The sequence below is a fragment of the Flavobacterium sp. genome (assembly GCF_044341265.1).
Taxonomy (GTDB): Bacteria; Bacteroidota; Bacteroidia; order Flavobacteriales; family Flavobacteriaceae; genus Flavobacterium.
The window spans coordinates 1-24,149 of sequence record NZ_JBIISA010000021.1; the positions used below are offsets into that span (position 1 = coordinate 1).

At 34.3% G+C, this 24,149-nt stretch carries 9 protein-coding genes; 7 read left to right on the forward strand and 2 right to left on the reverse strand.

Going from position 1 to position 24,149, the window contains the following annotated elements; genetic code table 11:
• From ACIQ06_RS10720 to ACIQ06_RS10735, 4 genes are all read left to right on the forward strand, one after another.
• The coding region (locus ACIQ06_RS10720) for a T9SS type A sorting domain-containing protein (RefSeq protein ID WP_396146214.1) at positions 1-221 on the forward strand (221 nt) is incomplete at its 5' end.
• Between the two features lie 196 nt (positions 222-417).
• The gene (locus tag ACIQ06_RS10725; RefSeq protein ID WP_396146216.1) at positions 418-4,437 is read left to right on the forward strand and encodes a T9SS type A sorting domain-containing protein; all 4,020 of its coding nucleotides are present in this window, start codon (positions 418-420) and stop codon (positions 4,435-4,437) included.
• 341 nt (positions 4,438-4,778) lie between these two features.
• Positions 4,779-12,902, forward strand: a complete 8,124-nt coding sequence (locus ACIQ06_RS10730) for a GEVED domain-containing protein (protein WP_396146218.1) — start codon at positions 4,779-4,781, stop codon at positions 12,900-12,902.
• A gap of 169 nt (positions 12,903-13,071) precedes the next feature.
• A complete protein-coding gene (locus tag ACIQ06_RS10735; protein ID WP_396146220.1) occupies positions 13,072-17,274 on the forward strand; it encodes a T9SS type A sorting domain-containing protein in 4,203 nt (1,400 codons plus the stop codon).
• A 171-nt stretch (positions 17,275-17,445) separates the two neighbouring features.
• Here ACIQ06_RS10735 and ACIQ06_RS10740 read toward each other — a convergent pair whose 3' ends face one another.
• Entirely contained in the window at positions 17,446-17,667 is a 222-nt protein-coding gene (locus ACIQ06_RS10740) for a hypothetical protein (RefSeq protein ID WP_396146223.1), read from the reverse strand.
• A gap of 120 nt (positions 17,668-17,787) precedes the next feature.
• Entirely contained in the window at positions 17,788-19,377 is a 1,590-nt protein-coding gene (locus ACIQ06_RS10745) for a peptide chain release factor 3 (RefSeq protein WP_396146225.1), read from the reverse strand.
• Positions 19,378-19,605: 228 nt separating this feature from the next.
• Here ACIQ06_RS10745 and ACIQ06_RS10750 point away from each other — a divergent pair, with 228 nt between their 5' ends.
• From ACIQ06_RS10750 to ACIQ06_RS10760, 3 genes are all read left to right on the forward strand, one after another.
• Entirely contained in the window at positions 19,606-21,570 is a 1,965-nt protein-coding gene (locus ACIQ06_RS10750) for a peptidylprolyl isomerase (RefSeq protein WP_396146227.1), read from the forward strand.
• Between the two features lie 14 nt (positions 21,571-21,584).
• A complete protein-coding gene (locus ACIQ06_RS10755; protein ID WP_396146277.1) occupies positions 21,585-22,991 on the forward strand; it encodes a peptidylprolyl isomerase in 1,407 nt (468 codons plus the stop codon).
• 66 nt (positions 22,992-23,057) lie between these two features.
• Entirely contained in the window at positions 23,058-24,011 is a 954-nt protein-coding gene (locus ACIQ06_RS10760; RefSeq protein WP_396146229.1) for an AAA family ATPase, read from the forward strand.
• Positions 24,012-24,149 lie beyond the last annotated feature (138 nt).

Below are 24,149 nucleotides of genomic sequence, written 5' to 3' on the forward strand. Positions count from 1 at the left end.
ACCCATTTGCAGAAAACTTCAAGTTGGATGTAAAAACTAATAGCGAAGCAAGTATTCAAGTTAGAGTTTATGACATGATAGGAAAACTAGTAGAAGACAAAATGATAAACGCTTCTGATATTCAAAATTTTGAATTAGGAAACCAATATCCATCTGGAGTTTACAATGTGATTGTATCCCAAGAGTCTAACACTAAAACACTACGTGTTATTAAAAGATAGTTTTTAAAAAGAACTAAATAATTTAAAACCTCCTCAAGAAATTGAGGAGGTTTTTTTATTCAAAAAATACGTAAAATGTCGTATGGTATAGAAAGTAGCAGTAAATTATTTTTGAGGTAAATTAGTTGTTTGTCTACTTGCCCTAAATTTGAGATTGATAATTAATGATATTTCAAACCTCTAAATTATTTTATTTATGAAACACATTTTACAAAATTTCAAAGGAATGATTGTTTTGATATTACTGATATTTTCTTCAGTGTTATCGTATGGGCAAGCTGGTTTTAATACTACTTATATAGTATTAGACAACAACAATTCAGGTAATGTCTATTATGACTTACAAGCAAGTACAGCTAATCTCGATTTTGATAATTCAAATTTAGGAGTGCACTGTGAAGGTTCAGCTACACTTATCTTTAAAGGAGCTGAACATAATAATTATAAATGTGGTGGATGTGATATTACTTCTACCTCTTTAATGTATCGAATCTATCCAACGGGATCACCTTCAGGAGGATTTGTTGCTAATTCAATTGGATACTCATCAGGATTTTCAAACGGCTGTGGAGGAGAAGATCAACAATGGAGTAATTTAACATATAATACGAACCTTTTAAGCGGATTATCAGCTGGAAATTATACTATTGAAGTGTATTCGGAACAATCTACAACTTGTTTAGGAACTGTATATGCTAGTAATGGCGGTAACAATTTTAAAGCAACTTTTGGTGTTAATGCAAACGTAACCTATTATCTTGATGCAGATAATGACGGTTTTGGAACAAACTCAGTGTCCCAAGTGAGTTGCACTGGAGCACCAATCGGATATGTTACTAATAATTTAGACTGTAACGATAACCAATTACAGTATTTAGATGCAGATGGCGATAGTTTTGGGTCATTAACATTAGTTGGATGCGGAGTTGCCAATAATTCTGATTGCAATGATAATCAAATCCAATATTTAGATGCTGATGGTGATGGATTTGGTGCCAATATAGCTGTAGCTTGCGGAGTATTTAATAACGGTGATTGCAACGATAATCAATTACAGTATTACGATGCTGATGGTGATGGTTTTGGGTCGTCAACCTTAGTTGGATGTGGAGTTGCAAATAATTCTGATTGCAATGATAATCAAATCCAATATTTAGATGCTGATGGTGATGGATTTGGTGCCAATATAGCCGTAGCTTGCGGAGTATTTAATAACGGCGATTGCAACGATAATCAATTACAATATTATGATGCAGACGGTGATAGTTTTGGGTCATTAACCTTAGTTGGATGTGGAGTTGCAAATAATTCTGATTGTAACGATAATCAAATACAATATTTAGATGCTGATGGTGATGGATTTGGGTCCAACATAGCAGTAGCCTGTGGAGTAACAAATAATGGCGATTGCAATGATAATCAATTACAATATTATGATGCTGATGGTGATGGATTTGGCTCTAATACAGTAACAAATTGTGGTGTTACTAATAATTCTGATTGTAACGACAATCAAATACAATATTTTGATGGTGATGGAGATGGATTTGGGTCCAACATAGCAGTAGCCTGTGGAGTAACAAATAATGGCGATTGTAATGATAATCAATTACAATATTATGATGCTGATGGTGATGGATTTGGCTCTAATACAGTAACAAATTGTGGTGTTGCTAATAATTCGGATTGCAATGATAATCAGATACAATATTTAGATGCTGATGGCGATGGATTTGGAGCCAATATAGCAGTAGCTTGTGGAGTGACAAATAATGGTGATTGCAATGATAATCAATTACAGTATTATGATGCTGATGGTGATGGGTTTGGTTCTATGACTTTAGTTGGATGTGGAGTCGCAAATAATACAGATTGTAACGATAATCAGTTACAGTATTTAGATGCAGATGGCGACGGATTTGGTTCCAATAATTTAGTTGATTGTGGAGTTGCAAATAATTCTGATTGTTATCCAGGTACATTGACTTATGTTGATGCAGATGGTGATGGTTATGGAAGTACAGTTTTTGCACCTTGTGGTCCTGCAAACAATACAGATTGTAACGACAATCAATTGCAATATTTAGATGCTGATGGCGACGGTTTTGGTTCCAATAATTTAGTTGATTGTGGAGTTACAAATAATTCTGATTGTTATCCGGGTACTTTAACTTACGTTGATGCCGATGGAGATGGATTCGGAAGTACTGTTTTTGCTCCATGTGGTCCTGCAAATAATACCGATTGTAACGACAATCAATGGCAATATTTAGATGCTGATGGTGACGGATTTGGTTCTAATAATTTAGTGGCTTGTGGTGTAACTAATAATTCTGATTGTTATCCAAATACCCTAACTTACGTTGATGCCGATGGTGATGGATTCGGAAGTACAGTTTTTGCACCATGTGGTCCTGCAAATGATACCGATTGTAACGACAATCAATGGCAATATTTAGATGCTGATGGCGACGGATTTGGTTCTAATAATTTAGTGGCTTGTGGTGTAACTAATAATTCTGATTGTTATCCAGGTACGTTAACTTACGTAGATGCTGATGGTGATGGATTCGGAAGTACTGTTTTTGCACCATGTGGTCCTGCAAATAATACCGATTGTAATGATAACCAATACCAATATTTAGATGCTGATGGTGACGGATTTGGTTCTAATAATTTAGTGGCTTGTGGTGTAACTAATAATTCTGATTGTTATCCTGGTACAGTTTTATATGTAGATGCTGATGGTGATGGCTTAGGTTCAACTATTTTTTCTGCTTGTAGTGGAGTGACAAACAATTTGGATTGTAACGACAATGATTTCTTGAATTTAACAGGTATAACGTATTATCAAGATTCCGATGGCGATGGATACGGAAATCCTTCTGTAACAACTTCAGCTTGCGTTGCACCAGTAGGTTATGTTTTAAATAATTCAGATTGTAATGATGCTAATGCTGCTATCAATCCAGGTGCAGTTGATGTATGTTACGATGGAATTGACAACGATTGTAATGGTATTATCGACAATGCTTGTACACCAATTGTAGGGTCACTACCAGCAGGAACATGTGGTACAACTCTTGCAGGTTGGTACTCAACAGTAACGGCAAACTGGACAAATTTTGCTCAAGGATATAGATTCAAAATCACTAAAGTAGATATGAATACTAATTTACCAATTGCTGCGCCAGTAATCATTGACAGACCAGTAAATAATATTTCTTTGGCAAACGTTCCAGGAACTACTTACAACTCAAGATATATGTTTGAGATTGCAGTACGATACAACAACGTATGGCAACCATTCTTTGGAGCTCCATGTTATTTGAACACACCAAATCCAGTTTCAACAATTGGAGCACAGTGTGGAAGTACATTAACAGCTATGAACCAATGGATAAATGCAGGAGCAGTTTCTAGTGTTACTGCTTATAGATTTAGAGTTACAAGAGTAATTGCAGGTGTTCCAACAGGAGCTTCTCAAGAAACTACTCAAGGTATCAATAGATTTAATATGACACAATTGTCAGGTATCTTGTATGCTAGTACTTATAGAGTAGAAGTTTCATTAAGAAATACTGATGGTACGTTCTTACCTTACGGTACACCATGTGATATCAATACGCCAGCTTATCCAACTACACAAGTGAGATCGGTTCAATGTAATAACTATCAAGTTACAAGTAACTCTGAGTTAATTATTGCAGATGGAGTTAATGGAGCAACCATGTACCGATTTAGAGTTTACAACGGAGTTGATTATGATACATTCTATGACAACCAATACAACAGATTTACATTAAACAACTTCCCTGGATTAATTCCAAACGGAGAGCTTTATTCTGTACAAGTAGCGGTTAAGTTACCAAATGAGCCAAATTTTGGTCCATACAGTAAAGCATGTACTATCAAAACTCCAATGCAAGCAAGAGCTATTGCATCAGATGTTCAATTAGAAGTAGTAAATGTATTTGAAGCATTAGCTTATCCAAATCCATTTGCAGAGAACTTCAAGTTGGATGTAAAAACTAATAGCGAAGCTAACATTCAAGTTAGAGTTTACGACATGATAGGAAAACTAGTAGAAGACAAGATGATAAACGCTTCTGACATTCAAAACTTTGAATTAGGAAACCAATATCCATCAGGAGTTTACAATGTAATTGTATCTCAAGAGTCTAACACTAAAACACTACGTGTTATTAAAAGATAGTTTCTAAAAAAAAAACTAAATAGTTTAAAACCTCCTCAAGAAATTGAGGAGGTTTTTTATGTTAAGTATTTATTGATTTAATAGAATATTTTACAAATTTAACTAATGAATTAAGTTTATTTATTTCTTATAATTTTTGCATTCAAAATATTAAATATGTTAATTATTGATAATTGTAACAAAAAATATCATACTTGATTCAATTAATTTGATTTTTAATTAATGCAAAGATGTGTTTTAACGATTTTTTTAAACATTTTATCGTTTTTGTGAATTAATCATTAGTAAGTAATTAACTTTTTTATAAATTAACCCATTAATTAACCCAATTTTTTAATATTATGATGAATAACTACAATTTTTTGAGTTTTCGAAAAACATCGAAACTCAGCTCGCAAGAGTCCGGAGTAGTTGGGAATGCTCCCAATTCGGAGGGTAAAATGCGAACTACGTGGCTTATGAGTATGATGCTGTTTTTTCTACTCGCAGTAGGAAATCTGTCATATAGTCAGGTGCAGTATTCTATTGTTCCCACAGGAGGGACTGCGGGAAATACAAATGGAACAGGTGCGGATCCTGTGTGTAGGTATTATGGTTCCATTAGATACCAAGTGGTATATACTGCAGCTGAATTAACTGCATCAGGTATGCCTTCTGGAACAGCTATTAATAAATTAGCGTGGAACGTTACTCAATCTTCTGTTTCATTAACTAATTATACTATTAGAATGGGGCATACCACTGCAACAAATTCATCTGCTCACAATGCAGACGCGACTACTGTTGTAAAAAATGCCTTCACTTATGGTATTGCAACTGGTTTTAATGACATTACTTTCGATACTAATTTCGTTTGGAATGGAACTAGTAATATTGTTGTAGATATTTGTACAGGACCAGGTAATCCTTTTAGTACTCCATATGGTGGGGTACAAGCAAAAACTGGAGTTACTAATGGTTCAAGAAGTGTAAGGTCTGATTCAGGCGCTCAGTGTAGTGCTAGTACTGTTGACGTAAATACAACAAAACCTTACATAAGATTTACATCAGCTCCACCATTGTGTTCAGGAACTCCTAACGCTGGTACGGCTGCTATTTCGTTAGCTTCAGGATGTTCTGGAGGTTCAGTCAATTTATCTGCAACAGGTATTACTGTTGGTACTGGTATTACATATCAATGGCAATCATCACCAGATAATTCTAATTGGACAAATATTTCAGGAGCAACTTCTGCAACTTATACAGCAACAACAACAGCTGGAACAACATATTATAAACTTGTTACAACATGTTCTGCAGGGCCAACTTCTAATAGCTCTAACTCTGTTTCTTTTGTAGGAACAAGTTGTGGCTCAGTGAATGTTCCTTTTTCTGGAGCAAACTCTGTTTCTTGTGGAACAAGTTCATTCCTTTATGATAATGGAGGTCCATCTGGAGATTATGCTTCAGGTAGTAATGGTTATACAGTATTAGAAAATTCTGGTACTGGAGTAATCTCTATGAGTGGTTCATATACTTATATGGAAGGATCTTGGGATTTTTTAAGAATTTATAGTGGGGTAGGTACTTCAGGTACATTATTATATACTTATTCAAGTAGTACACCGGGTACAATCACTTCTTTTAGTAGTGCACCAGGTCAACCTTTAACAATTCAATTTACTTCTGATGGTTCAGGTAATGGAGGAGGATTTAGTGTACAAGCACTTTACTCTGGTGCTTGTGCTTTGTGCTCAGGTACACCATCTGCTTTAGTCGCATCAGCTGTTACAAATAATAGTGCTACTATAGCATGGACGGCTCCTTCGCCAGCTCCAGCTAATGGTTATGATTATTATGTTTCAACTTCAGCTACTCCAGCACCAACTGCAGGTACAACACCTACAGGAAGTACATTGGCAGGTGTTACTTCTGTGGCGCTTAGTTCTTTAACGCCTAACACTACACATTACTTCTGGGTTAGAGCAAACTGCGATGGAGTTAATTTATCTGGATGGTCTGTTCAAGGATCTTTTACTACACAGTTATTAGTACCTTCTCCATATAATGAAGGTTTTGCTACAACAACCACTCCAGCAGGATGGGCTTTATCTTCCTTTGCTTTAGGAACCTCTGGAGGAGGGAATCCTGGTAATGCTAACTTTATCAATTTATATTCAAGTACTCCATCAGGAAATTTCAGTACAGTTAATGTTGGTCCAATTCTAGCAAATCAACTTTTAACTTTTGATTACAGAAACGTTGATTTTTCTAATTCAGCTGTTTCTACTGGTGTAGGAAGTTATGTAGTACAAGTTTCAACAGATTTTGGAGCTACTTATACTACATTAGAAACGGTATCTATTGATTCAAATGTTGCGTGGAGAACTAAATCTTATTCTTTAGCTTCGTATGTTGGTCAAAACATAAAGGTTAGAGTTAATGCTACTTGGACTTCAGGAGATTTCTATTTAGCCTTTGATAATTTTGCAGTGAGCGCTTTATGTACAGGTACTCCAGTTGGAGGAACAGTATCTCCTGCTTTACAAAGCGTTTGCCCTACTTTGCCAGTTTTAGCAATAACTGCAACAGGATATTCTGCAGATTCTGGAATTACATTGCAGTGGGAGCAATCTACTGATGGTGGTTCAAACTGGGGTAATGCTGTAGGAGGCTCAGGTGCTACTACAAGTATTTATACTCCACCAGTTTTTGCTGGTACTACTATTCAATATAGATTAAGGGTAACTTGTACTAATTCGAGTGAAATAGCTTATTCTGGAGTTTCTGAAATTAATTCTAATCCAAATCCACTTCCTTTAAACCAACCATTTACTGATTTAAATACATTAGGTGGGTGGACTCAAATAGGTAATTTTGGTATTGGTGCAACTAGAGGAGCTACAGGTAATCCTGGTAATAACGCTTATGTTAATATTTACAGCGGTAACGCTAATGCATCTTTTGCATCAGCTAAGTTTGGACCAGTTACTGCTGGTCAAGCTTTGTCGTTTGATTTAAAATTATCAAATTATTCTTCTCCTTATGCTCCACCAGCATCAGGTTGGGGAACAATAGATGTTCAAATTTCTACAGATTGTGGTGCTACATATACTACTTTATCAACTATAAGTGCAGCTCCAGGAGCTGGTTATGTTAATTATAGCTATTACTTAGGTGCTTATGTAGGTCAAAATGTAAATGCAAGAGTAGTTTGTTCTTGGTTGGCAGGTGATTATGATGTCTCTATTGATAATATGATTATTGATGTTCCAGCTCCTCAAATTACGGATGTTTTACCAACAACTCTTTGTAGTGCAGGTGGACAAACGGTAACTATATCTGGATATGCATTTACTGGAGCTTCTTCAGTTCAATTTAATGGGGCTGCTGCTGCTTCTTATACTGTAGATAACGATACTACAATTACTGCAGTTACACCAGTTGGTATTTCTACAGGTGTTGTTAGTGTAACTACTGTAAAAGGAACAAATAGTTCATCATCAGTTACAGTAATTAATAATCCTACAGTTGATCCAATTATCGCTGCAGGAAGTGCTACAGCATTATGTATGCCAAATACATTGTCTTTAACAAATGCTACTGCTTTAGGAGTATGGGGCGTTGTTAATGGTACAGGTACAGCAACTATTACTACTAGTGGAGAGCTTACAGGTACTTCAGCTGGAACAGTTACAGCTACTTATACAGTAACAGATGGAGGTTGTCCAACGACAGTTTCTTATGCAGTTGATGTTAGAGAGCCAGTGGCTATTTCTACTCAACCAGTTGATCAAACAGTTGTTTCATCAGGTGGATTGTTTAGTGCAACATTTAATCTAGTTGCTTCAGGTACAGGGATTTCTTACCAATGGGAAGAGTCTACAGATGGAGGAACAAATTTCAATCCAATAACAAATGGTGGAATTTATAGTGGTGCTTTAACTAATAGTTTATCTATTACTAATGGTGCTGATACTATGAATGGTAATTTATACCAATGTGTAATTACAGGAACTTCTCCATGTGATCCATTAGTTTCAAATTCTGTTTTATTAAATGTAGGAAATACAGGTATTGCAACACAACCAAGTAATAGTAATTTATGTGGTTCAGGAACTGCTACTTTTACAGTTGTAGCTTCAGGAACAGTTGTTGATGAAGATTTAGCTGCTTTACCAAGTCCGATATATTCTTACCAATGGTATGAAGATACAGGTTTAGGTGGCGTAGCTATTGTTAATGGTGGTGATTATTCAGGGGCTAACACAGCTACTTTAACAATTGCTAATAGAACAGTTGCTAATTCAGGAACAAATTATTATGTTGTAATTAACGGTCCAGCTAACGATCCAACATCGATTACTGTTACATTAAATGTAAATACAGCTCCGGCAATTGATACAAATCCATCTAACCAATCAGTTTGTTATACTGGAGGAACTGCTACATTTACAACAGCAGCTTCAGGTTCATTTACAGGTTACAAATGGCAATATTCATCTGATGGAACAAATTACAACGATGTTGTAGCAGGAACTCCAACTGGCGCTTCTTATACAGGTGCTACTACAAGTTCATTATCTGTTACAACAACAGCTGCAACTCCTGTAGCTGGTCCTCATTATTATAGATCAGTTGCATTAGGTTCATCTCCTTGTTCAGATACAAATTCAATAGGAGCTGAGTTAATCATAAATAACCCAACAATTACTGCTGCTCCAACAGCAACATCTGTTTTAGCAGGAAATTCAACTACTTTTACCGCATCTGCAACAGCAGCTTTACCAATGACTTATCAATGGCAAAGAGCAACAACTTTAGGAGGAACTTATTCTAATGTTGTTAATGGAACTCCAGCAAATGTTACTTACTCTGGTGCAACTTCTAATACTTTAACTGTAAATGTAGCTGGTACAGCTACTGCATCAACTGCTAATTTCTATAGATTAGTTGTTAATCCAGGTGGATGTTCAGTTAATTCAACAGGTGCTCAATTAACAATAACTAATTATTGTAACCCTGCACCATCAAGTGTTGATGGAACTGGTATAACTAATGTTACTCTTGGTACAATAAACAATACTACAGGTGCTGAACCTGGAAGATATGGTAATTATTCTAATTTAGTTGCTAACGTAACGCAATTGGTACCACAATCTTTTGGTATTACTTATTCAACAGGATTTACTTACGATACAACCATTTGGTTGGATATAAATAATAATGCAGTATTTGAAGCAGGTGAAATTGTTTATCAAGGTACTTCATTAGCAAATAATCCAACTACATTATCAGGTTCATTTACTATCCCACTAACTGCCGCTCCTGGTAATCATAGATTGAGAATTGGTGGTGTTGATGCAGGTCCATTAACAAATCCATGTTATACTGGATCTTGGGGTACTTTTGAAGATTATACGATTAACGTAATTGCTGCTCCTGCTTGTGCTGGAACTCCAAATGCAGGATCTATCACTTCTTCAGTTGCAAATGTTTGTTATTCAGGAACAGCTACATTAACTGCTACCGGTTATACCACAGGTGTTACAGGTATTTCTTTTCAATGGTATAATTCTGCAGGAGCAATTTCTGGAGCAAATAATGCTACATATACAACTCCAGTTCTTAGTGCGTCTGAAACTTATTACTTTAGAGTTACATGTGCAAATGGTGGTGCGTTTAGTGATTCTAATTCAATTGTTATTGGTGTTGATGCACCAGCTGTTGCGACAACAACTCCAGGTGAGCGTTGTGGTGCAGGAACAGTTGTTTTAGGTGCAACTCCATCATCTGGAGCAACATTAAATTGGTATACTTCGGCAACAGGTGGTTTATCTCTTGCTTCAGGAAATTCATATACAACTCCGAGTATTTCAACAACTACAACATACTATGTTGAAGCTAGAGTTGGTGGTGGATCAGGAAATGCTGGAGCAACTGGAAATGCAGTTTCAACAAATGGAACTAGCACAGGTAATCATGGTATTTTGTTTACAACTACAGTTCCTAACGTAGTAATTAATAGCGTAAATATACCATTTACTGGTACAGGAACATTTACAATTGCTCTTAAAAATGGAGCAAACGGAACTACTGTTACATCGGTTACTACAGGTTCATTTACAGGTTCAGGATTGACTCCTATAACTATACCTTTAGGAATTACAGTGGCAACTCCTGGTAGTTATTCACTTATTCTTACAGGGATTTCAGGTACAGTTGGTGCATTAGGATATTCTAGCACTACTTTTCCAAGTTCTGCTTTATCAGGAGGATTTAGTGTAACAAGCGGATATTGGTTTGCTGCAGATTCTACAAACAATTTGTATTTCTATAACTTAAATGTTTCAAATGGTTGTAGTTCAACTAGAACAGCTGTAACAGCTACAGTAAATACTCCACCAGCATTGTCAATTAGCGCTGCTAGTGAAACAATTTGTGAAGGTTCTTCAACTAGTAATGTATCTATAACTTCAACTGTTGGAGATTATGATAATTATGTTTGGTCTCCTTCTACAGGAGTAAGTGGAAATTCAGGTTCAGGTTATGTATTTAACCCAACTGTTACTACTGTTTATACATTAACTGCTACTAATAGCGCAGGATGTATTAATACAGCTACTTATACAGTAAATGTGAATCTTAATCCTGTTCCAGCTATTACAAATTCAGGTAATATTTCAACAGCTTGTATAGGTGAGATTAAAACTTTGTCAGCTGTTGCTATGTCTAATCCTGGTGTAGCTAATGCTTCATTTGGTTTAAATCTTGTATCTGAAGGAACTGATACTGCAATTTATCCAGTAACAATTTCTGGAATTCCAGTTGGTTCAACAATTACTTCTGCTCAATTGCAATTGACTAATGTTAATGCGGTTGGAGGTTCTTATAGAAGTGAAATTAGAGTTGCTTTGACAGGTGGTTATACTTTAGCAGCTACACAAATTTCTACTTTAGGTAGTTCAGGTTTAATATCTCCAAATCCAGTTATAAATCTTCCTGGATTTAATGTTTCTTCTGGAACTATAAATTTAGAATTATCAGAAACATTTAATGATACTGGAAATGATGCAACATTTGGTTCTGCTCAATTAGTAATCAATTATATTGCTCCAGCTCCAATAACTTGGTCTCCAGTTTTAGGATTATATACTGATTCTGAAGCTACTATACCTTATACTGGTGGAACTGCTTCAACTGTATATACTAAAATTGATGGACCTGTTTCTTATACTGCTACTTCTACAACAGCATTAGGATGCACAAGAACTGCAACTAAATCTTTTGCAATAGCAACGTCAGGATGTCCAACAACAACTTCGTTAGTACCTGCGACATGTGGAACTACATTGTCTGGTTGGTTCTCTACAGTTACTGCTACATGGTATAATTTTGCACAAGGCTATAAGTTTAGAATTACTAAAGTAGATTTAAATACGAATGCACCAATAGCTAATCCAATTGTTATTGAAAGACCTGTAAATAACATTTCTTTAGCTAACGTACCAAATACTACTTATAATTCAAGATACATGTTTGAAGTTTCTGTTAAACTTAATGGTGCTTATCAACCGTTCTATGGTGCACCATGTTATTTAAACACACCAAATCCAGTTTCAACAATTGGAGCACAATGTGGAAGCACGTTAACAGCAATGAACCAATGGATTAATGCAGCAGCAGTTTCTAGTGTTACTGCTTATAGATTTAGAGTTACCAGAGTAATTGCAGGTGTTCCAACAGGAACTTCTCAAGAAACTACTCAAGGTATGAATAGATTTAATATGACTCAATTGTCAGGTATCTTGTTTGATAGTACTTACAGAGTAGAAGTTTCATTAAGAAATACTGATGGTACCTTCTTACCTTATGGTACACCATGTGATATCAATACTCCAGCTTATCCTACTACACAAGTTAGAACGGTTCAATGTAATAACTATCAAGTTACAAGTAACTCAGAGTTAATTATTGCAGACGGAGTAAATGGAGCAACCATGTACAGATTTAGAGTTTACAACGGAGTAGATTATGATACGTTCTTTGATAACACATTAAATCGTTTTACATTAAACAACTTCCCTGGATTAATTCCAAACGGAGAAAGTTATTCTGTACAAGTTGCGGTTAAGTTGCCAAATGAGCCAAATTTTGGTCCATACAATAAAGTGTGTACCATCAGAACTCCAATGCAAGCAAGAGCTATTGCATCAGATGTTCAATTAGAAGTAGTAAATGTATTTGAGGCTTTGGCTTATCCAAACCCATTTGCAGAAAACTTCAAGTTGGATGTAAAAACTAATAGCGAAGCAAGTATTCAAGTTAGAGTTTATGACATGATAGGAAAACTAGTAGAAGACAAAATGATAAACGCTTCTGATATTCAAAACTTTGAATTAGGAAACCAATATCCATCTGGAGTTTACAATGTGATTGTATCTCAAGAGTCTAACACTAAAACACTACGTGTTATTAAAAGATAGTTTTTAAAAAGAACTAAATAGTTTAAAACCTCCTCAGGAAACTGAGGAGGTTTTTTTATGGTTAAAAGTTTATGAAGAGCAGGAAAAAAACATTTAAAATACCCATTTGTAGGGATTTATAATATTAAATATTGAATCAATTTTGTAAAGTCATTTAAACCCTTATATTATGAAAAACTTTATTCAATTGAAGTGGTTGGTCCACAATTTTAAACAGTTTACTTTTCTTGGTAGACCTATTTTGGATGTACTAGATTGTATTTTTCCATTTGCATTTGTTAGTCTATCAACAAATGTTGTGAGAACTTTACAAAGAAGTCAAATGATTGTAATTTTTCTTTTGCTGTCAAATTTTTCTTTTGCTCAAATTAATTTTACAAATTCGCAAGCAGCAAGTTTAGTTGTTGGTCAAGCAAATTTTACTGCTAATGTTGCTGGTTGTACACAAAGTGGACTTTATGCGCCATCTTATACTGCTATTAGTTCTAAAGGAGTATTAGCAGTTAGCGAGCAAACAGGTGGAAGAGTAAAATTATGGAATCCAACGCCAACATCCAATGGTGCTGCTGCAAGTATTGTTGTTGGAAAGGCAAGCTTTACTGTTTGTGGTAGTTCAGTGACTTCTCAATCAAGTGTCAGTAATTCTAACGGTGTTGCATTTTCTCCAGATGGAAATAAATTGATAGTAACCGATTTTAGTAATAATAGAGTGTTAATTTGGAATACAATTCCGACTATTAATGGTCAAAATGCTGATGTGGTATTAGGACAGTCTAATTTTACATCAAGTTTTGGTGGAGTTTCTGCTACAGCAATGAATGGGCCAACAGGTGCTTTTGTGAGTAGTGACGGCCGATTATTAATTGCGGATAGAGGGAATCACAGAATTTTAATTTGGAATAGCATACCAACTACCAATAACAAGCCTGCCGATGTTGTTGTAGGACAAACCGTTTTCAATGCTCCTGGTGGCGGTAGTTCTGCTACTAGCATGGTAAATCCTTGGGGTGTATGTGTTTCTCCTGACGGAAAACTTTTGGTTGCTGATTCAGCTAATAATAGAGTTTTAGTTTGGAATACGATTCCCACTACAAATGGCGCTGCAGCAGATTTAGTAATTGGTCAGCCTATCATGGGAACAAATGGTGCTGGAACTACTTCGACTAACTTAAATGCACCAATTGGTGTTACGGTTTCCCCATCAGGTAAAGTTGCTATTGGTGAATTCGGAAACAGTAGAGTGTTAATTTATAATTCAATTCCAACTACTAATGGCGCAGCTGCAAACGTAGTTTTAGGTCAGGCTAATTTTACTTCATCAACTGCTTTATATCCATCAGGATCACCAACTAATAATAATATGTTTAGTGTTTATAATGCTTCTTTTGACTTGTATGGAAGATTGTATGTTGCTGGTAGAGAAATGAATCGAGTTTTAGTATTTGGTGCTGCTCCTACAACTCAAGCCAATTTAGGTATTGGAGTAACCTCAAATATTGCCACCGCTTGTTTGGGAACTAGCAATACAATTACCATTACTATTTCAAATGCAACTGCAACAGCCGCTAGCGGTGTAATTGCAACTGCAAGTTTGCCTGCCGGTTTCACATATTCTTCGCATACAGCTTCTGGCGGAACATACAATCCAAGTTCTGGTTATTGGACAGTTGGAGCTGTGCCAGCAAGTGGTTCTAGAACTTTAACTATTAATGGAATAGCTAACGCTTCAGGAAATTTATCAGCTTATGCTTCAATAATTCAGTCTAATCAATTAGATCCTGTTTTGTCTAATAATGGTGCTAGCGTTTCTTACTCTATAGTTGGAGTAGTGCCACCACCAACTGGTAGTGCCAATCAATCTTTTTGTAACGCTGCTACGATTTCTAATTTATCAGTAACTGGTACATCTGTTTTATGGTATGCCAATCCAACATTAGGAAGCCCATTGTCTACCTCATTGTCTTTAGTTAATGGAGTAACTTATTATGCGTCTCAAACCATAGGAATTTGTGAGAGCGCAACTCGTTTTCCTGTAACAGTTACAATTCAACCATTGAATACTTATTATCAAGATATTGATGCTGATGGGTATGGAAATCCTCTATCAACAACTAGTTCTTGTGTTTCAGTTGTAGGATATGTTTTGAATAACAATGATTGTAACGACAATCAATTACAATATTTAGATACCGATGGAGATGGATTTGGATCAACCACTCAAGTTGCTTGTGGGGTTTCTAATAATTTAGATTCTAATGATAATCTGTTAACTTACGTAGATGCAGATGGCGATGGATTTGGTTCAACTACTTTTGCGCCAAGTGGAGTAACAAATAGTTTAGATACAAATGACAATTTATTGACTTATCTTGATTTTGATGGTGATGGATTTGGGTCTACAACATTAGCGCCAAGTGGAGTAACAAATAGTTTAGATACAAATGACAATTTATTGACTTATCTTGATTTTGATGGTGATGGATTTGGCTCAACAACATTTGCACCAAGTGGAGTAACTAATAGTTTAGATACAAACGACAATTTATTGACTTATCTTGATTTTGATGGTGATGGATTTGGGTCTGCAACATTAGCGCCAAGTGGAGTAACAAATAGTTTAGATACAAATGACAATTTATTGACTTATCTTGATTTTGATGGTGATGGATTTGGCTCAACAACATTTGCACCGAGCGGAGTAACTAACAGTTTAGATACAAACGACAATTTATTGACTTATCTTGATTTTGATGGTGATGGATTTGGTTCAACAACATTTGCACCAAGCGGAGTAACTAACAATTTAGATACAAACGACAATTTATTGACTTATCTTGATTTTGATGGTGATGGATTTGGCTCAACAACATTTGCACCGAGCGGAGTAACAAATAGTTTAGATACAAACGATAATCTATTAACTTATCTTGATTTTGATGGTGATGGATTTGGCTCAACAACATTTGCACCAAGCGGAGTAATAAATTCTACCGATTGTAATGATAACGAAGTTCGTTATTTAGATGCAGATAATGATGGATTTGGTTCAGTTGCTATGACTATGGTTGCTTGTGGAGGAAGTTTATTATCAACAGATTGTAACGATGCTAATGCAGCTATTAATCCAGGAGCAGTTGATGTATGCTATGACGGAATCGATAATGATTGTAATGGTATTATCGACAATGCTTGTACACCAATTGTAGGGTCACTGCCATCAGGAACATGTGGTACAACTCTTGCAGGTTGGTACTCAACGGTTACTGCAAACTGGACAAATTTTGCTCAAGGATACAGATTCAGAATCACTAAAGTTGATATGAATACTAATTTACCAATTGCTGCATCAGTTATCATTGACAGACCAGTAAATAACATTTCTTTGGCTAATGTTCCAGGAACGACTTACAACTCAAGATATATGTTTGAGATTGCAGTACGATACAACAATGTATGGCAACCCTTCTTTGGAGCACCATGTTACTTAAACACACCAAATCCAGTTTCAACAATAGGCGCACAATGTGGAAGTACATTAACAGCTATGAACCAATGGATCACTGCAGGAGCAGTTTCTAATGTTACTGCTTATAGATTTAGAGTTACAAGAGTAATTGCAGGAAATCCAATAGGATTACCACAAGAAACTACACAAGCAGGTAATAAGTTTAACATGACACAATTGTCAGGAATCTTATATGCAAGTACGTACAGAGTAGAAGTTTCATTAAGAAATACTGATGGTACGTTCTTACCTTATGGTACACCATGTGATATCAATACGCCAGCTTATCCTACTACACAAGTTAGATCGGTTCAATGTAATAACTATCAAGTTACAAGTAACTCTGAGTTAATTATTGCAGATGGAGTTAATGGAGCAACAATGTATCGATTTAGAGTTTACAACGGAGTTGATTATGATACATTCTATGATAACCAATACAACAGATTTACCTTAAACAACTTCCCTGGATTAATTCCAAATGGAGAGCTTTATTCTGTGCAAGTAGCGGTTAAGTTACCAAATGAGCCAAATTTTGGGCCATATAGTAAAGCATGTACTATCAAAACTCCAATGCAAGCAAGAGCTATTGCATCAGATGTTCAATTAGAAGTAGTAAATGTATTTGAAGCATTAGCTTATCCAAATCCATTTGCAGAGAACTTCAAGTTGGATGTAAAAACTAATAGCGAAGCTAACATTCAAGTTAGAGTTTACGACATGATAGGAAAACTAGTTGAGGACAAAATGATAAACGCTTCTGACATTCAAAATTTTGAATTAGGAAACCAATATCCATCTGGAGTTTACAATGTAATTGTATCTCAAGAGTCTAACACTAAAACGCTACGCGTTATTAAAAGATAGTTTCTAAATAAGAACTAAATAGTTTAAAACCTCCTCAAGAAATTGTGGAGGTTTTTATTTGTATAAAAAATCAAGTTGAAAAACTAATAATCATTTTAACTGAATACAGATTAACTTTTAGACATAAAAAAACCACTCATCAAGAGTGGTTTTTTTATTCTATCTAGAATATTAAGCTTTTTTAGCCACGTTTTTCAATTTATAAAACGCAAAAATTAAACCAAAAAGCAACAATACTATTAATTTACCATTGATTGGAGCAGGAGCAGGATCTCCACCTTCTAGACCTCCACCGCCACCAGTTCCGTCATCATCATCGCCAGGCTGAGCAAACACAACAAAGTCTGAAAGCAGAACAAATGAAAACAAACAAAATTTATAAAATCTATTCATAACTATACATTAAATCAAGTTGCAAATATAAAATCATTTTTTTGAATAATGTTACATTTTTGTTATTTATCGATTAAAAGTAGAAATAATTTTACGAAATCGACATAGTTTATATAAATTTTAGTCAAATTCTGACGTAAAAAATAATTTTACACTTGGATATTTGCTCTGAGTCATCTGAATTGTGAAATCTGAATCTGCTAAAAACACCAATTGCCCATATTTATCGTGTGCTAAAAACTTTTGTTTAACTCTTTTAAATTCTTTAAACTCTTCATTTTTAGCATCATCAGGTTTTACCCAACAAGCTTTGTGTACAGGGAAATTTTCATAAGTACATTTTGCACCATACTCATGCTCTAAACGATATTGTATTACTTCATACTGAAGTGCTCCAACCGTTCCAATAACTTTTCTGTTATTCATTTCAAGTGTGAACAACTGAGCAACACCTTCGTCCATTAATTGGTCAACACCTTTTTCTAATTGTTTTGCTTTTAATGGATCAGCATTGTTGATGTATCTAAAATGTTCTGGTGAGAAACTTGGAATTCCTTTAAAACTCATCATTTCGCCTTCGGTAAGAGTGTCACCAATTTTAAAATTACCAGTATCGTGTAATCCAACAATATCTCCTGGATAAGAAATATCTACAATTTCTTTTTTCTCAGCAAAAAAGGCATTTGGACTTGAGAATTTCAAGTTTTTATTCAAACGAACGTGCATGTAAGGTTTGTTGCGTTCGAAAGTTCCAGAAACAATTTTTATAAATGCCAAACGATCTCTGTGTTTTGGATCCATGTTAGCATGAATTTTAAACACGAATCCAGATAATTTTTCTTCCTCAGGATTAACTAATCTTGTATCTGATTCTTTTGGTTTTGGTGTAGGAGCAATTTCTACAAAGCAATCTAATAATTCTCTAACTCCAAAATTATTTAATGCAGAACCAAAAAATACAGGCTGCAAATTTCCATCTAAATATTCTTGTCTATCAAATTTTGGATATACTTCATCGATTAGTTCTAGCTCTTCACGAAGTTTTTGAGCAGGTTTTTCTTTGATTAATTTTTCTAATTCTGGACTATTAATGTCAGAAATAGCAATAGTATCCTCAATGTTTTTTCTGCTGTCTCCACTGAAAAGATTTATATTTTGTTCCCAGATATTATAAATTCCTTGAAAGTCGTAACCCATTCCAATTGGAAAACTTAATGGAGTTACTTGAAGACCAAGCTTTTTTTCAACTTCATCCATTAAGTCAAAAGCATCTTTACCTTCACGGTCTAATTTATTTATAAATACAATTATTGGAATTTTTCGCATTCTACAAACAGCAACTAGTTTTTCTGTTTGCTCCTCAACACCTTTTGCGACATCGACAACAACAATAACACTGTCAACAGCAGTTAATGTTCTAAAAGTATCTTCTGCAAAATCCTTGTGACCAGGAGTATCAAGAATGTTGATTTTTTTATCTTTATAGTTGAATGCCAAAACCGAAGTTGCCACCGAGATTCCTCTTTGACGTTCAATTTCCATGAAGTCACTGGTAGCTCCTTTTTTGATTTTATTATTTTTTACTGCACCTGCTTCCTGAATAGCACCACCAAAAAGTAACAATTTCTCTGTAAGTGTTGTTTTTCCGGCATCAGGGTGTGATATAATTCCGAATGTTCTGCGACGTTGTATTTCTTTTAAAAAGCTCATAATTGTTATAATGTACTGCAAAAATACTATTTATTAAATAAATAACTAATGGAAGTTGTGATTTGAAAAAATCTTCCTTTTTATTCTGTTAATAAAATTTTGTTAATAGTAAGTGCTATACTTGTTTAATACAGTCGATTTGTTACTTTTGTTGATTGTAATGTATGTGCTGCTATTGCATGTAAAATAGAAATTAATAAAACCACTTATTTAATTAAAATACAGAATATGAAGTTAAAACAATTGTTTTTAGGATTAATAATGTGTCTTGCTTTTACATCAAATGCGCAAAATAAATCCAAAGAAGTTTTATTCACTATCAATGATAAGCCTTATTATACGGATGAATTTGTAAGAGTTTATAATAAAAATCTTGATTTAGTAAAAGATGAATCTCAAAAAGATTTGAATCAATATTTAGATCTTTATATTGGTTATAAGCTTAAAGTTAACAAAGCAAATAAATTAGGACTTCAAGATGGACAACAGTATTTGTCAGAGTTAAAAACCTATAGAACTCAATTGTCTAAAAACTATACAACCGATTCAAAAGTTACCAAAGAATTGGTGGATGAAGGATATAAAAGACTTCAAAAAGAAGTTAATGCGTCTCATATTTTAATTTTAGTTGATGAAAATGCATCTCCTGCGGATACTTTAGCTGCTTATAATAAGACAAAGGCCATTAGAGAGCGAATAATGAAAGGTGAAGATTTTGGAACCGTAGCTGCTGAAGTTTCTCAAGATCCATCGGCTAAAGAAAATAAAGGAAATCTAGGTTATTTTACAAGTTTCAGAATGGTTTACGCTTTTGAAAATGGCGCTTATAATACTCCTGTTGGAACCGTATCTAATCCAGTGAGAACTCGTTTTGGATATCATTTGATAAAAATAAATGATGTTAGAGCAAACAGAGGCGAAGTAGCAGTTGCTCACATTATGATTTTGAAACAAAAAGATAATGAAGAAGTAACAACAGCAAAAACTACTATTGAGGATATTTATAAAAAACTACAACAAGGCGAAAAATTTGAAGAATTAGCTAAGCAATTTTCAGAAGATAAATCATCAGCTTCAAAAGGTGGTGTTTTAAATCGTTTTGGTTCAGGGCAATTGAGTTCTGAAGAATTTGAAAATAAAGCTTTTTCATTAACAAAAGAGAATCCTGTTTCTGAGCCTTTTGAAACTCAATTTGGTTGGCATATTGTAAAATTAATCGAAAAATTTCCAATAAAATCTTACGAGGATTCTAGAATCGAATTAGAAAACAAAATTGGTAAAGACGATCGTTCTAGATTGATTACAAATTCTTTAACTGAAAAATTAAGAAAAAAATATCCAGTAAAAAGAGATGCTAAATTGTATAGTTCTATTGTAAAATTAGTAACTGACGATTTTTATGAAGCAAAATGGAGCTTGCCAGCTGATGCAAAAAAATATTCTGCAACACTTTTCAATGTTGGAACAAGAAATCTAACAGGAACAACATTTTTAGATTACATATATTCTCAACAAAAATCAGGAATAGCTATTAAACCAATAGAAAAATTAGTTGAAAAGTTATTTGAAAATTTTGCTGATGAGCACCGTAATCAATATAATAATGAGAATTTAGAAAATGAGTTTCCTGAATTTGCATCTGTTATGGAAGAATATCGTGATGGATTATTATTATTTGATTTAATGGATAAAGAAATTTGGCAACGTTCTAAAACAGATTCTGTTGGATTGAAAGCATTCTACGAAACTCAAAAAAATAAATACCAATGGAAAGCTCGTGTGACTAGTGAAATTTATTCTTCAAGAGATAAAGAAACTATGAACAAGGTTTTAGCAATGCTTAAAAAAGGGAAAACTCCTAAAGATGTAAAGGATAAATTTAATACTGAGGAAGTATTAAACGTAATGCTTTACGAAGGAACTTATGAAGAAGGTGATAGCGCTTTGCCACAAGGAACTAAAATGGAATTAGGACTTTCAGAAATAACAAATAAAGGTGAATACTATTTTATTACTAAAGTAAATAAAGTCCTTCCTGCAGGTGCAAAATCATTAGAAGAGTGTAAAGGCAAATTAGTAAACGACTATCAGCAATATTTAGAACAAAATTGGGTTGATGAACTTAAAAAAGAGTTTACTGTAAAGGTAAATCAAGACGTGTTTGAAACAATAAAAAAACAAATTAAAAAATAATAAACGAAGTAATGATGAATGTATTGAATAACAAAATTGTACAAGGTATTTTCCTTTTTTTAATTGGTTTTTCTGTAAACGCACAAGAGATAATTAAAGACAAAGAACCTGAAAAGAAAGCAACAACACCACAACAAAAGCGTCAGCGTGTTGATGGAATTGTAGCAACAGTTGGAGATTACACGGTTTTAGATTCTGATATTGACAAAGCTTTTCTTGAAATTGAAGGTTCTGGTGGTTCTGTAAAAGACATTACTAGATGCCAAATGTTGGGTAAACTTCTTGAAGACAAATTGTATGCGCATCAAGCCATTCAAGATTCTATTGTTGTAAAAGACGAAGAAGTAAAAGAAAAAATGAATCAACAAATAGACTATATGGTTGAACAACTTAAGTCTATGGAAAATGTGGTAAAATATTTCAAAAAGAATAACGAAGACGAGTTCAAAACTGAACTTTTTGAAATCTTGAAACAACAAAAATTAGCTGCTGAAATGCAGAAGAAAATTATTGATCCTATTCAAATTACACCTGAAGAAACTAGAAATTTTTTCAAGAAAATTCCAGAATCAGAACGTCCAATGTTGGGTGCTGAGCTTGAAATTGCACAAATCGTTATCGCACCAAAAGTTTCTCAAGCTGAAAAACAAGTGGTTATTGATCGATTGAAAGAAATTAAGAAACAAGTGCAAGAAGGTGCAAGTTTTACAACCAAAGCCGTATTGTATACAGAAGATCCTGGTTCGCGATCTAGTGGAGGTTTCTATAAAATCAACAAGAAAACACCTTTCGTAAAAGAGTTTAAAGACGTTGCTTTCTCATTACAAGAAGGTGAAATATCAGAACCTTTTGAAACTGAGTTTGGTTTTCACATTATTTATTTGGAAAAAGTAAAAGGTCAAGATTTAGAATTACGACATATTTTGATGATGCCAAAAGTATCTTATGATGCACTAAAAGAGGCAAAAGATAAAATCGAATTGCTAAGAACTAGAATATTGGCTAAAGAAATTACTTTTGCAGAAGCAGCAAGAACGATGTCTGATGAGAAAGAAACTCGTGCTAATGGAGGAACGTTAGTTAACCCAAAAACTCAAGATACGCATTTTGAATTGACCAATATGGATCCAGTTATTTATGGTCAAGTTTCTAATTTGAAAAGTGGCGAAATTTCTTCAGTTATTTTAGATGAAGATGCGAAAGCTGGAAAGCGTTATAAGATTATAATGGTTACCAATAAAATTGAAGAGCATACTGCCGATTTTAGTAAAGATTTTATCAAAATTAAAGAGTTAGCTCTTAAAGAAAAGCAAATCAATGCCATTGCAAAATGGACAGATGAAAAGGTAAAAGAAACCTACATCAAAATTAATGGTGAGTACAAAGATTGTACTTTTACAAATAATTGGTTGAAAAAATAATAGTATACTTTGGATTTGGATGGATAAAAACATCTAAAATCTAATATCTAAAATCTAATATTAAATATGTCAGACGTTACAGCGATACAGAATTTAGTTCAGAAAAGGCTCGAACTTAAAAAAGAAATTTCCAAAATAATTGTTGGTCAAGACGATGTTGTTGACCAGATATTATTGAGTATTTTTTCAGGTGGACACGCTTTGCTTGTTGGAGTTCCTGGTTTGGCAAAAACCTTAATGGTCAATACTATTTCTCAAGCTTTAGGATTGAATTTCAAAAGAATTCAGTTTACACCAGATTTGATGCCATCTGATATTTTAGGAAGTGAAATTTTAGATGAAAACCGTCAGTTTAAATTCATCAAAGGACCAGTTTTTTCTAATATCATTTTAGCAGATGAGATTAACAGAACGCCACCAAAAACGCAAGCCGCTTTATTGGAAGCGATGCAAGAACGTTCGGTAACTATTGCAGGGCATAACTATAAATTAGATTTGCCTTATTTTGTTTTAGCAACCCAAAACCCAATTGAGCAAGAAGGAACCTATCCTTTGCCAGAAGCGCAATTAGACCGTTTTATGTTTGCTATAAAGTTAGATTATCCATCGTTTGCAGAAGAAGTTGAAGTAGTAAAAAGCACCACTTCTGACGCAAAACCAACTATAAATCCTTTGTTTTCTGCTCAAGAAATTATCGACTTCCAACATTTAATTCGTAGAATTCCTGTTGCAGATAATGTTATTGAATATGCAGTAACTTTAGTTGGAAAAACGCGTCCAAATTCACCATTAGCAACTGATTATGTAAATAATTATTTAGATTGGGGTGCAGGACCAAGAGCTTCTCAAAATTTAATTTTGGCAGCCAAAGCCAACGCAGCATTCAACGGAAAATTCTCTCCAGATATTGAAGATGTAAAAGCAGTTGCAACAGGAATATTAAGACACAGAATTATCAAAAATTACAAAGCCGATGCCGAAGGGATTACAGAAGAAGTAATTATAAGTAAGTTGATGTAAGTTTTATAAAAATATTTAAACTCCTAATGAATTGAATTTGTTAGGAGTTTTTTTTATTCTAAAATTTAACAATCATCAATTTTTCTTCTTTAAAATGCGATTTTGATAAAAAATGTATAGCCAAATTCTCGTTTTCGC